The sequence below is a fragment of the Halobacteriovorax sp. DA5 genome, assembly GCF_002903145.1.
In the GTDB taxonomy this organism is placed as follows: Bacteria; Bdellovibrionota; Bacteriovoracia; order Bacteriovoracales; family Bacteriovoracaceae; genus Halobacteriovorax_A.
Genome location: NZ_PPDJ01000004.1, coordinates 33077 through 45810, shown reverse-complemented (window position 1 = coordinate 45810; position 12734 = coordinate 33077). Strand labels below are relative to the sequence as shown.

Annotated in this window: 14 protein-coding genes; 10 read left to right on the top strand and 4 right to left on the bottom strand. The window is 36.6% G+C overall.

What is annotated here, in order from left to right; translation table 11 throughout:
- Positions 1 to 48: 48 nt before the first annotated feature.
- Together C0Z22_RS09035 and C0Z22_RS09030 are read right to left on the bottom strand one after the other, a co-directional pair.
- Entirely contained in the window at positions 49 to 2352 is a 2304-nt protein-coding gene (locus tag C0Z22_RS09035; protein ID WP_103218042.1) for an RND family transporter, read from the bottom strand.
- 186 nt (positions 2353 to 2538) lie between these two features.
- Positions 2539 to 3096 carry a pentapeptide repeat-containing protein gene (locus C0Z22_RS09030; protein ID WP_158246870.1) on the bottom strand — a complete coding sequence of 186 codons (558 nt, stop codon included), beginning with the start codon at positions 3094 to 3096 and terminating at the stop codon, positions 2539 to 2541.
- Positions 3097 to 3196: 100 nt separating this feature from the next.
- Between C0Z22_RS09030 and C0Z22_RS09025 the strand changes: the two genes are divergently transcribed.
- The 4 genes from C0Z22_RS09025 to C0Z22_RS09010 are packed head-to-tail and all read left to right on the top strand — an operon-like array spanning position 3197 to position 7149.
- Complete coding sequence (locus C0Z22_RS09025; RefSeq protein ID WP_103218040.1) at positions 3197 to 4090, top strand: LysR family transcriptional regulator; 894 nt, start codon at positions 3197 to 3199, stop codon at positions 4088 to 4090.
- A 42-nt stretch (positions 4091 to 4132) separates the two neighbouring features.
- The gene (locus C0Z22_RS09020; protein ID WP_103218039.1) at positions 4133 to 6025 is read left to right on the top strand and encodes a hypothetical protein; all 1893 of its coding nucleotides are present in this window, start codon (positions 4133 to 4135) and stop codon (positions 6023 to 6025) included.
- A gap of 3 nt (positions 6026 to 6028) precedes the next feature.
- Positions 6029 to 6631: a pyridoxamine 5'-phosphate oxidase gene (gene pdxH, locus C0Z22_RS09015; protein WP_103218038.1), complete on the top strand. Its 603-nt coding sequence runs from the start codon at positions 6029 to 6031 to the stop codon at positions 6629 to 6631.
- Positions 6632 to 6648: 17 nt separating this feature from the next.
- Positions 6649 to 7149, top strand: coding sequence for a hypothetical protein (locus C0Z22_RS09010; RefSeq protein WP_146037854.1), 501 nt, complete (start codon positions 6649 to 6651; stop codon positions 7147 to 7149).
- Here C0Z22_RS09010 and C0Z22_RS09005 read toward each other — a convergent pair.
- On the bottom strand, positions 7139 to 7531 hold the full coding sequence (locus C0Z22_RS09005; protein WP_103218036.1) for a hypothetical protein: 393 nt from the start codon (positions 7529 to 7531) through the stop codon (positions 7139 to 7141). The two genes, C0Z22_RS09010 and C0Z22_RS09005, sit on opposite strands and share 11 nt — an antisense overlap.
- 104 nt (positions 7532 to 7635) lie before the next feature.
- Here C0Z22_RS09005 and C0Z22_RS09000 point away from each other — a divergent pair, with 104 nt between their 5' ends.
- Positions 7636 to 7890: a hypothetical protein gene (locus C0Z22_RS09000; protein ID WP_103218035.1), complete on the top strand. Its 255-nt coding sequence runs from the start codon at positions 7636 to 7638 to the stop codon at positions 7888 to 7890.
- Between the two features lie 24 nt (positions 7891 to 7914).
- Here C0Z22_RS09000 and C0Z22_RS08995 read toward each other — a convergent pair whose 3' ends face one another.
- Complete coding sequence (locus C0Z22_RS08995; protein ID WP_103218034.1) at positions 7915 to 8490, bottom strand: superoxide dismutase; 576 nt, start codon at positions 8488 to 8490, stop codon at positions 7915 to 7917.
- A gap of 168 nt (positions 8491 to 8658) precedes the next feature.
- Between C0Z22_RS08995 and C0Z22_RS08990 the strand changes: the two genes are divergently transcribed.
- The 5 genes from C0Z22_RS08990 (at position 8659) to C0Z22_RS08970 (ending at position 12570) form a co-directional block, all read left to right on the top strand.
- A complete protein-coding gene (locus C0Z22_RS08990) occupies positions 8659 to 9615 on the top strand; it encodes a hypothetical protein (protein WP_146037853.1) in 957 nt (318 codons plus the stop codon).
- Between the two features lie 162 nt (positions 9616 to 9777).
- Complete coding sequence (locus tag C0Z22_RS08985; protein WP_103218032.1) at positions 9778 to 10260, top strand: NADH-quinone oxidoreductase subunit B; 483 nt, start codon at positions 9778 to 9780, stop codon at positions 10258 to 10260.
- Entirely contained in the window at positions 10253 to 10888 is a 636-nt protein-coding gene (locus tag C0Z22_RS08980; RefSeq protein WP_103218031.1) for an NADH-quinone oxidoreductase subunit C, read from the top strand. The genes C0Z22_RS08985 and C0Z22_RS08980 overlap by 8 nt, the downstream gene beginning before the upstream one ends.
- 21 nt (positions 10889 to 10909) lie before the next feature.
- On the top strand, positions 10910 to 12055 hold the full coding sequence (locus C0Z22_RS08975) for an NADH-quinone oxidoreductase subunit D (RefSeq protein ID WP_103218030.1): 1146 nt from the start codon (positions 10910 to 10912) through the stop codon (positions 12053 to 12055).
- On the top strand, positions 12052 to 12570 hold the full coding sequence (locus C0Z22_RS08970) for a 4Fe-4S binding protein (RefSeq protein ID WP_103218029.1): 519 nt from the start codon (positions 12052 to 12054) through the stop codon (positions 12568 to 12570). The genes C0Z22_RS08975 and C0Z22_RS08970 overlap by 4 nt, the downstream gene beginning before the upstream one ends.
- Positions 12571 to 12734: the final 164 nt, after the last annotated feature.

Genomic DNA, 12734 nt, shown 5'->3' with positions numbered 1-12734 from the left:
AATTTTAAGCTCGTAAGTTAAGACATATGATGAGGACCTACGTGTTTTCTATACCTTAGCAGTTTCAGTCTCAACTTTTGAGCTCTTTAAACTTAGTAATGCAGCAGGTAAGATCACTAAGTCGGCCAATAGGGCAAGAGTTAGGATCACCGAGCAGTACACTCCAAATTTTTGATTTGGAACAAAATCACCTAAGTAGAAAAGTCCGAAGGCAATCGTTAACATTGTTGTTGTAAGCGCTAGTGCTTTACCTGTTTGGTGCATTGTTGATGCTAACGCATCATGGCCGTTCATTCCTTGAAGCATTTTTAACTTATAATTCGAAATGAAGTGGATGGTATCATCGACTGCAATACCTAAACACACGGCAAAGACGATAACGTTACCAATATTTAATTCATCACCTGCAAAGTACATAATTCCAGCGGCCACTGATAGTGGAAAGACATTTGGAATTAATGAAAGCATCGCTAATTTTAAATCCTTAAAGACAAATAATATAATTAAGAAAATGATAGGGAGTGAAATACTCATGGATGTTAAAAGAGTATTCACAACAAGGTCATTAACTCGATTGTAGATAGGAGATTGACCGGCTTCATAGATTGTAATGCCAATTTCATCAGCTTTCTTTAAGATTTTATCTGTTTTTGCAATAGCGGCCGTTGAATCATTTACATCCCACATAACAAGGACTCGAAAGCGGCGATTGTCAAGAGATAGCTGGTTTTTTAAATCAAGTCCTTGCGGTAGTCCTAAAGTATATAAGAATAATTGGTCTGCTACTGCACGACGTGTATCTGGAATTGCATAAAATTCTTCATTGTCACCATGAAGAGTTTTATTCATCTGTTTTACAATATCGAGGATTGAACTAACACGAATAATTTTTTCGTCTTTAAGCATCCACTGAACTAGTTCTTCTGACTTCTTTAAAAATGCAGGGTCTTTAACACCTTCTGCCTTCTCTGAGTCAAAAACAAGTTCAATCATTCTTGAGCCACCAAATTCTTTACGAACCATATTAAAGGCCTGCTTAACTGGCGTATGCTCATCAAAGTATTCGATAGGATCAGCGTTAATATAGTTTTGCATCCCAAAGTAAATTGAAGCGATTGTGATAATAGGAGTTAGGATATTGATTACAACCTTATGTTTTTCCGCAAACATGAAGATTCCATCAAAGGCATGGAATTTATCGTCTCGATCTCCAACTTTAAAGTGAACCTTCGTTAACAAGGCTCCCAGGAAGAAGTAAGTGTAGAACCACGCAATACAAGTTCCGATTCCTGATAGGATACCAAGATTGTAGATTGGTTTAATATCTGTTGAAGTTAGTGAGAAGAAACCAATTGCTGTCGTTAGAGTTGTGAGCAGTGTTGGAATAAAGTTCTTCTTTAAAGCTGCAACGGCAGCATCATGTTCATTCATTCTATCGAAAATATAGAAGTGTCTATAGGTAATTAAGATATGAATCGAATCAGCTAATCCAATTGCGATTAGGATTGCTGGCAGGGCCGCAATAATACTTGATAGTTCAATACCAAGATGTCCCTCAATTCCAAATGTCGTTATAATGGCAAGACCAACTAATGAGAATGGGAGAACTATTCCTAAGAGGTTTCTAAAGAATAAGAAAAGGATTAGAGAGAGAACTCCAACTACTATTGGAAAGACAACCATCATATCTCGATCAGATGCTCTTTGGAGTGACTCGTTGATAAAAGAGATTCCACCGAGATAGAATTTCACACCTTCTGTCTTATTGTACTTCTCAAGCAATGCTTCTGTATCAACAACAACCTGATCATAAGGAGGAGTACCTTCAAATGTATCAAGAAAGGCCCTAATATACGTAAAGCGTCCCGATTTAGAAATAATTGAGTTTACAAGCATGCGATCATTAGTTGCGTGCTCTTTTTTTAAATTTAAATTTTCTGGAGTTAGCTCAACTTCTTCATCTAAAAATGGTGTAATAAAAATATCATCATCTTCTGATTCTATTGAGTTGTGATTTGTTAAACTTTCAACACGAACAATATGCTTAATTTGCCAAAGATCACTTGTGATGTCTTGAATCGTCTTAATTGTATTTTCATCAAAAAGACCATCTTCCTTATAGACCATGATATCGATTGTATCCGAACTACCAAAAATCCCTTCATGCTCCTTAAGATCAATTAGACGTTGATCGTGCTCCATTAGCCAACCCTTTACAGAGTAGTTTGCGTGAATTTTCGGAAGGCCACTACTAATGGCAATGAAGAATAAGAATGAGATTAGAAGACAAGTTTTAGTATGATCGACAATATACTTTGAGACTCTTTCTGCTAGTGAGTGAACACGTTTCATATAATCAATTTCCTTTGAAGTTTGCTTAATTACTATATTAAGTTTTATGAAGAAAAGCTAAGAATTTTGGGGGGAGATTATAAGAAATACTTGATTGATGTAGACGCTCTAGCAAAATACTGTCGATACTCTCTACGTGTTCGAGAGTGAACATTGTGTGCTAGAGCGTTAGCGTAAAACTAGTTTTTAGTGGATTCCGATGAAATCCATTCCTAGCTTTTCAATGGCATTCTCTTTCAAGAATGGCATCTTCGTATTGATATTAAATTTAGCACCTTTAAGGTTGCAGTTAATGAAGATCGTTCCCGTTAAATCAACATTAGAAAAGTCACAATCTTTAAGGCTACAATTTTTGAAGGTAACTCCTCGTAGATTTGCCCATCTCATGCTTGTTGCCGCAAGATCACATTCTTCAAATGTACTATCTTCTAAATTTGTACATTCCAAGCTTACATCTTTTAAGTTAATTCTCTTAAAACGATTCTTTGCAAGGTTTGACCATGTGAAGTCAACACCCTCGTAATTTGAATTATTGTGCTTGGCGTATTTGATATTACATTTTCTTAGATCACTTTCGTTAAGATCCGAGTGACGGATGCTAATCTTATCTAGCATCGAGTTATCAAACGAACTCTTCTCAAGCTTAGAGGCACTGATTAATCGTAAGTTATCAACATTCCTAAGATTGATACGATTTTCATTTTGTTTTTTGATTGCTGTAAACATCGTGTTTTGCGTCGTCATTTCCATCCTCTTTGTAAAACTAGGAAGATAGTAGCGATTTTATTTAGCTATATTAAGTCAATTGTTTGTAAATTCGGAATTTCCGAACTATTGTATTTGCATGAACTGGAATCATCTCTATTGTTTTTATGAAGCTGCAAAGCACAAATCCGTAAAGAAAGCCGCTTTGAAAATGGGCCTTGCTTCGTCGACTGTGAGTGAGCAGATTAAAAAGCTTGAGCAAAATTATGGCGTCCAACTATTCGAAAGAAAAGTTAGAGAGATTGTTTTAACTAAAAAAGGTGAGGAAGTTTTCTCACACGCCAAAGGTGTTTTTTCAAATGGGATGCGTCTTGTTGATAACTTAACGCCACATGATGATGGTGGTTATGATGTGACTTTTTCCATTGAATCTCATTTGGAGTCTCCAAATATTGCAACGGTTTTAGCGGATTATTATTCAGCCTATAGTGATTTTGGCCATACAATCACTAAACGTTCTAAGAACTTCTCACAAACTATGTACTACCTTGAAAATGATACTGTTGATGTGGCCATTAGTGATAAGAAGTTATCAAACGAATTATACGAGAATTTCCTCGTTGCTCAAAACTACCTTAAATTCTATGCAAATGAGACGGTAGCCAAGAAATATGACCATCTTCCATTTGAAAAGTTAGTAAAAAAACTACCAATAGGTTTTCTTTCTTCAGATGAGAAAATGATTGTTAGTGCTAAACAAATTCTTAAGGATCAAAAAGTTTATCTAAAAGAAGCCTTCTTTAGTGAGCACCTCCATTATCTTTTAACACTTGCCCAACGAGGGGAAATCATCCTTGCTGCAATTGGCAATGAATCAATATACCAAGAACTCTATTGTCTTGGACCAGAGCATGACATTCATCTTCCAACATTTGCCATTATTAAAAAGCAGAATGAAAATTTACTATTCGCAAGAAAATTAAAAGATTTATTAATGATTGAAGCCGATGCCTCTCACTTAAATCTGCATTAATTTCTATTTGCCGAGCTGTTTAAAACTCGTTAGCATCTATCGATGAATAAAATTTCGCTTATTAAATCCATTGCAATGACAATATTGATCGCCCTTTCTCTACAATCAAGGGCCGAGGATATTGGTTTTCTTAAAGATGGAAAAATCAAAGATATTATCGTTAGGGAAATTGCTAACCTAAACTTATCAACAACAGTAAAGCTTCTTGATTGGAAGAAGATAAAGGGTGTAGGTGTCGGCCTTAAGTATGGCTACGAAATGACGCCATCGTACTTAAAAGGAAAGTTTGCTCGTGTTGATGAGTGGAGTATCAATCGTCATGTAAATCCTGGCTCATATATTGATGCTGTTACGCCAATTAATTTAACATTTTCAAAGAATGATCGTGTAACTTTCATTCGCCATTTCGAAGACCAAAAGAAAGCGATTTTAGCAGTTCCTTATTCTATCAATAAACTACCATATAACGCAGAAAGTACTCTAAAACGATTGGCCATTGGTGACTTCGTTAGTATTCCTGCTCAGATGACATTAAACTTCGGCATGAGCGCATCATATGGTTATGGTGATATTGTGGATGCTAGTGCATTTGCCAATGTTATTACTAGTGGTAATTACAATATCAATATTTACCGCATGGATGAGAGTAAGGTTCGTCTTAAAATCGTAACGAGAACTTCGACTGAAGCCAAAACAGGTGCTCAAGTAAAGAGTGATTTCTTTGTCGCGCTAGTTGAAAAAGTAAATGCTCCTGACTTTGTTTCTAAAAATTTCCAACTGAAATTAGTCGAATACAATTTAGGGCGTGGAATAGGTGAACAGTACGTTTTAGACTACATTTTTGATCTAAGCCTGCCACATGCTAGAGAAGCATTTGATCGTATTATCAAACCTAAGTATAAGCTTGATACAGATAAGATGATTGGACAGTATACTGGACGAAAGTATATTGAGGAAAAGTTAATCTCTGACTTTAGCCTAGCAAATGAAATTGCAACATTTGGTACAGGTGTAAAATTACTTTTTCAAGGATTCAATGAGTATAAGTTCAAGCGTCGTGGTTTTAAGCTTGGTATCTTTATTAGTGAAGTTGACTATGACTGGACTTATTATAAGAATAATATTTCTATTATAAATGGCCCTGATGCAGGTGAGTATTTCTTTCCAAACAAAGTCTACAAGTACAGTGAAGAGTTTAATATCCTTATTCATAAAAGAAAGGATAGGATCGAGGAGTCTTACTTCTCTTTCATTCCAAAAGATAGGGCGACTGAAACTTCTGTTGATTTCGGAACTAACTACATTAGAAAGGATCGATATTTCACAAGTGGAGAGTGGCGATCAACGAAGAAAAAGATCAAGGCCTTGGTTCCTAAATTTATCTTTTTAAAAATGGACTTCAAGGAATTAGATTCAATCAAGACTAATATTACAACCGAAGTTAAGTATCGTCTTGTACTTAGAAAAGAGATTTTTGACTATATTAAAGATGTACCTCTTGATCGAATAATTGATGAAGTTAACAAGATCAAAAAAGATCGTGGCTACCGAGTTGTTTCAAGAAATGGAAAAGGTGACCATATCATAAGTAAGATATTCTTTTGGCAAAGGGCGCATACTCGTCACGTTGCTAGGAGAATTCAAAAAATTCTTAACTCAGATGTCGAAAATATCTATATTAAATTGGAAAAGGTGATCGATAACATCGACAAGAATAATTTTCGTAAGTATTTTTATCGTGTTGTGCAAAGTCTTGTTCCTGTTGATGATCTGCCAAACTTAATGTTTTTTAAGTTGGATATCTTAGGTAACCGTACTCAGCCTGTACATTTTAAGTATGGAGAGCATGAGTTTCCTAAAATATATTATGAGATTTTAGATATTAACCGCGACTTTCACGACTCAAAAAGAGACTTTCAAATTATTACGGAGTAGGTTGTGAGTGATTACAAAAAATTTATAGGTGAGTACAAAGATTCTCCAGTTGAGATTTTTGAGAAATGGTTTAAAGAAGCTGTTGCTACAGAAGAGAATGGACCTGCATTTACACTTTCAACTGTCGATAGTGACGGGCTTCCAAATGCTAGAACTCTCTTATTAAAAGAAGTCTTAGATTTTAAACCATTATTTTTCACAAATTATGACTCTGTTAAGGCCAGCGAGATAGAGAATAATCCAAAAGTCGCTATGACTTTCTATTGGCATCGTCTTGGAAAACAAGTCAGAATTAGAGGTTCAATCTCTAAGTGTGATTCGCAAATTTCGAAGAAGTATTTTCATTCCCGTGCTCTCGAGAGCCAAGTGGCCAGCTTCATTTCTAAACAGTCTTCTTCAATTGAAGACAGAAGTAAATTAGAGCAAGAATATAATGCTGGTCTAGATCGCTATAAGGATGAAGTTCCTTATCCTGAAAACTGGGGTGGGTACCTAGTTGATATCCAGGAAATTACTTTCTTTATTTACGGAGAGTTCCGTTTAAATGATCGTTTTCAATTTATTAAAAAAGGTAATGAGTGGCATTCTCTAAGACTTTATCCATAATTATATTAACAATCTTCTTGTTGGTCTCTAATGGGAATGCATCAGAGCTATATGCTGGAGGTGGAGCATCCTTAAGTGGTGTTATCTCTGAATCTGATTACTATAACGGCGCTACCGCAATTTTTCCATCTGCCAATGTTGGAGTGAAATTTGGTGCTTTGGCCATTGAAGGTTTTTTTAGAAAGGGGACACTTTCTAATGATCATCAAGGCTTTAAGATCGATTTGGACACAAACCAATTTGGTTTTATGTTACGTCTATCTCCTGAAGAATGGCTTGATATGAACTTGGGAGGACATTGGACAATGGTGGAGGGAAGCTCTTCTGTTTATAATGGGCAAGTACTGACAGGTTTAGTTAATCGTACGTATAGCTCAGTTATTTTAGGAATGGGATTTAATATACCGCTTTCAAATCAGTTGCGTGTACGTACTGATATGAACTTCTATTCTGGAAAAGAAATTTTCTCTCTTTTTCAATTTGATATTTCTGTTGTTTATAGCTTTCTTACTTTTTAGATTGGCTGCTTGCTGGCAATCTTCCACTTTCTCTAGTGATAAACTTTGCAAGTTCTGGTGTTACAAGCCCACCCTTATCTAAGGCCGTTGCGAGTTTGTCATTACCAGTTTTAAGTGAACCAATATATTGTTTGGCTTGTTGATTTGCAGCAACTAGGGTTTGCATATTATCAAGTGCTGCTTGATATTCTGTTTTGATTTCTTGAATCGTTTCTTTATGGCGAGCGACCTCTTGCTTTAGATTCGCAATCTCTACCGCCTGACTAATGTGAGCATTTAGATTTTTTTCAAATTGAATTGCATCTTGATCTTTAAATTCACGACCAGCTTTGATTGTGAAAGCGATTAGAACAAGTAAGTTAGCAAAAATAATTTTTTTCATAAATATCTCCATTATTCCATGTACCTATCGACATAATAAAAAAAATCATTAATATTTTTCGAAAACATCCGAAATAATAAGTACTTATACTTTGGGGAAAGAGAATGTTTTTGATTGATGTAAATTTATTTGAAGATGAGTTCTACCTTCTGCCTGTTGAACAGAGGAAAGGTGACCAATATAAAATTGAGTGCCACTCAATTGAGTCGGCAAAATTACTACAAGAAACACTAGGCCAGATTAAGCATCTGCATCCAACTAAGGATAAATCTCGCTTCAGACTTTTGAGGAGAGAGAATCAATTTGGCTTTGAAGTGAAAGTTTTAAGTTATATTGAAGAAGAAAAAAAGGCCTCATAAGAGGCCTTTCATTTAATTAAATAATTAAAGATTTGAGTTTACGAAATCCCAATTAACAAGGTTCCAGAATGCGTTGATGTAATCTGGACGAGCATTTCTGTAATCAACATAGTAAGCATGTTCCCATACGTCGATTGTCATTAGTGCTGTGTGACCATCTGTCATTGGAGTTTCAGCATCGTCAGTATTAACGATTTCTAGTTCTCCACCCTTGTTCTTTACTAGCCAAGTCCAACCTGAAGCAAAGTTAGTTGCAGCTGCATTTGAGAATTCTTCTTTGAATTTATCAAATGAACCCCATTTTGCGTTGATAGCGTCAGCTACTGCACCAGTTGCCGCACCACCTGCGTTTGGAGCAAGACAGTTCCAGTAAAAAGTGTGGTTCCATACTTGAGCAGCATTGTTAAATAATCCACCACTTGATTTCATGATGATCTCTTCTAGAGTCATGTTTTCAAATTCAGTTCCTGGAATAGCTGCGTTAAGCTTAGTTACGTAAGCATTGTGGTGCTTTCCGTAGTGGTACTCAATTGTTTCAGCTGAGATATGAGGTGCTAGAGCGTCTTTTGCCCATGGTAGTTCTGGAAGTTTATGTTCCATTCTTTTCTCCTTAATTCTAGATTCTTAAAATGTTTTTTGAACAGCTCCATTCTAATGCGTTTGTTCTTTAAGTGCAAAACGCAATAAGTTATAGAAATTATTTTTGCCCTTTGGAAATTCTCCTCAAATTTTACTCAAGAATTTAACTTAGATGTCGATTTTAAGATAATGCATTTGCCTGGCCGTCTACCTACATTATTTTTTTCAATCTTAACGAGTTTTCTTGTTTGTTCTAGCGTTGCGGCAAGTAGTTGGGCAGAACGTGGTGGAGTAATTCGCTCGGCTACTAATAAGTATAGTGGAAATTGGAGAAAGCTTTCTTCCACTCAAGAAGGCAGTATCGAGCAGCTTATCGAAATTGTCTCAACTTCAAAGCTAGGAATTCAGCTCATTGACAAGGCCCGTTTAAGAGCTGCCAAGGATCGTAAGCGCCTAGAAGAGGTAATTGATAGTGGAGATGTATCGGTAACCGACACAACCCTTGTTCGAAAATTTAATCCAAGCTCTCCTGAGAGCGTGCGTTTTGAAACAAGATCAACTGTTTATATTGATAAGTCACATTCAACTAAAAATGCCGTTTTAGACCTTATCCATGAGCTCACTCACTATATTTATAAAAAACCTTTCAACCCTTATTTAAGTGAATTCTCAGTTTCTTCCTTTCTTAGCGATACTATTCAAGGCAAAGGCGGGGAAGTGGATGCTTTTATGGTCGAGTGTCGTGTTGGACGTGAAATCTATGGCCTTAAGGCAATTTCTCCACAGTGCCTAAATATTTTAGATGGAGAGGAGTTTTCAAGGGATCTTGCCATAAAGGAATTTTATAAATTAGGCGTTCATTATGATCAATTTAAGCATGAGGCAAGTAAACTAGGCATCTCTGATGAGATTATCCAGTTTAGTTCTCGTGAGGATTCAAGCCTAATATCTTCGGCTTGGTCAAAGCCATACCCAGTAGCAGTTATTGAGGAGTATGGGACCATTATGACTAAGGTCTGTCAAAATGATCTCAAGCGTATGACTTACCTTAGGGAGAGCCAAACCCGTTCAATAGCGAGTGCTAATAAGAAAGTTGGCCAAGTAGAGTCGAAATTTAATGCTCGTTGTCGTTCATATTTAGACTAAATTTTATTGACGACTGAACTCAATAATGTCTCTATGCACCAATGATCACTTACAAAAAACTCTCTTTTTTCCTCGGCTTTAATTGACTACAAAGCTAAGCATTGGTAATTTATAACCTAAGAATTTCATAATTTTATACATCTATAAAAAGGATTGCTGGCAATGCAAGATAGTGTTGTTTTATTAAAACTTGATGACTTCCTTAACTGGGGAAGAAAGAACTCTCTATGGCCAATGACGTTTGGTCTTGCTTGTTGTGCTATTGAAATGATGGCAACTGGTGGATCTAAGTATGACTTAGAAAGATTTGGTTGTGGTGCTTTCATGGCGACACCAAGACGTGCGGACTTAATGATTGTTGCAGGTACTGTAACACTTAAAATGGCCCCAAGAATTAAGACTCTTTACGAACAAATGGCCGAGCCGAAATATGTTATTTCGATGGGCTCATGTGCTAACAAAGGTGGGCCTTACTGGCAACACGGTTATCACGTTCTTAAAGGTGTTGATGAGATCGTTCCTGTTGACGTTTACGTTCCAGGTTGTCCTCCAAGACCTGAAGCCTTAATTGAAGGTTTAATGACACTTCAAAAGAAAGTTGCCAACGAAAGACTTCTTAAAGATAAGTGGGTGAAGCATGCTTAATGAATTAGTAACTTTTATTAATGATAAAGTGAGTGGTGCAAATGCTTCTTTAATTGAAAATGAAGCAGGTGATAAGCCAATCTTAATTGATGCTTCAAAGATTAAAGATGTTTGTTATGCACTAAGAGATAGCTCAGAATATCAATTCAACGTTCTTCAAGTTGTATCTGGTGTTGATTACGAAAATGAAATCGAAGTAAACTATATGCTAGCTTCGTTCATCACGAACTCTGATGATGTAATACTTAAAGTAAAACTTCCAAAAGCAAACAAAGATGATGTTCCAAAGATTGATTCTGTTTGTGATGTTTGGAAGTCAGCTAACTTCTTAGAGAGAGAAGTGTACGATATGAATGGTGTTGAATTTGTTGGACACCCAGATCATAGAAGAATTCTTTGTCCTGAAGATTGGGAAGGTTTCCCACTTCGTAAAGACTACGAAGTTCAAAAAGCTTGGCAAGGTTTCGAAGTAAATCCTGAACATAAAATGAATATTGCAGATCATGAGTTCTTTGCTAAGGCAAGAATTGATGCTGCTGAACCAAAGAAAATCTCTGGTTCATGGGATGGAAAGATTTCTACTGATTTAGAGGCAGCTCTAAATAAGAAGATGGAAGAAGCTAAATAATTAATTTTAAGGATATTTTTAATGGAAGATAATACATTAAAACAAGAACAAGAAGCCTTACATACTGATCTACTGACAGTAAATATGGGGCCTCAGCACCCTGCCACTCACGGGGTTTTACGTGTTGAGATTAAAACAGATTCTGAAATCGTTGTTGAAGCGACTCCATACCTAGGTTACCTACACCGTTGTATGGAAAAGCACAGCGAGAACTTAGACTATCGTGGGATTATTCCTTTCACTGACCGTATGGACTATCTTGGTGCTATGGGAATGGAATGGGGTTATGTTCACGGTGTAGAAAAAATGCTTGGAACTGAAGTTCCTGAAAGAGCAGAGTATATCAGAATCATCGTTGCGGAACTTCAAAGAATCGCATCTCACTTAATGTACTTTGGTACTTACGCAATCGACCTTGGGGCCTTCACTCCATTCTTATACGCTTTCCAAGATAGAGAGCAAATCCTAAGAATCTTTGAAGAGCTTTCAGGTGCCAGACTACTATACAATTACATTTGGATTGGTGGTGTTTGGAATGATATTAATGACGATCAACTTCGTCGTATCGATCAATTCTGTACAACGATGGAAGAAAGCATGAAGAAGTACCACGATCTAGTTGGTATGAACGCAATCTTCCGTAACAGAACTGCTAATGTTGGTATTGTAACTCCTGAGATGGCTTATGAGTACGGTGCAACTGGTGCTGTTCTTCGTGGTTCAGGTGTTGAGTGGGATCTTCGTAAGAAGAAGCCATATGGTTACTACGATAAGTTTGATTTTGATGTTGTTACTGGTAAAGGTGAAATGGGAACTGTTGGTGACTGTTGGGATCGTTACTATGTACGTGTATTCGAAATCTTTGAATCAATCAAAATCCTTCGTCAAGCTCTTGATGGAATTGAAGCTGGACCTGTTATGGGTAAAGTTCCAAAAATCATTAAGCTTCCAAAAGGTGAGATTTATACAAAAACTGAGTGTCCACGTGGAGAACTTGGTTACCACATCGTTTCAGATGGTGGAAAAACTCCTTACAGAGTTAAAGTTAAGTCTTCATGTTTTACTCACACTTCAATGCTACCTGAACTTGGTAAAGGTCAGATGATTGCAGACTTCGTTGCTACAATCGGAAGTATTGATATTGTTCTAGGAGAGGTTGACCGATGAGCACTGATACAACTTACCACGCAGGTGAGCAACTAACGTTAGGAAAATGGTTTAAGAATATCTGGACTGGTATTACTACTGTAACGAAAGGTCTTGGTATTACTTTTAAATATGTGTACGGTGTAAAGCCTGTAACAATTGAATACCCAGAAGTAAGAGAAGAGCTTCCAGCAAACTCTCGTTCACGTCTATTCAACGACGTTGAAAACTGTATTTCTTGTTACCAGTGTGCAACTGCTTGTCCAGTTGACTGTATTTACATTACAGCAGTTCGACGTGAAAAAGATGCTCCAGTACTTAAGACAAGTGGTGGAACACCAATTAAGTTAGATCTTCTTCAATATACAATCGATACAGCTCTTTGCTGTTACTGTGGTCTTTGTACTACTGTTTGTCCTACTGAGTGTCTAACTCACACGACAGACTATGAATTCTCTCAATATACTCTTGATGAGATGAAGTACGACTATCTAGCACCAGATATCAAAAAATGGCGTGAACGCATTGTAAAATAGAAATAAAAAAGGCTCCTAATGGAGCCTTTTTTATTTCTATGCGCAGACGCTTGAAGTGATTATTCTCAATAAATTCAAATAGCTTCAGCTATTTGATGTTTCCTCAGCGCAAAAATCTTCTTCATATAACCGAAAGACGCATGTCCAGGACGGACGGTATGTCG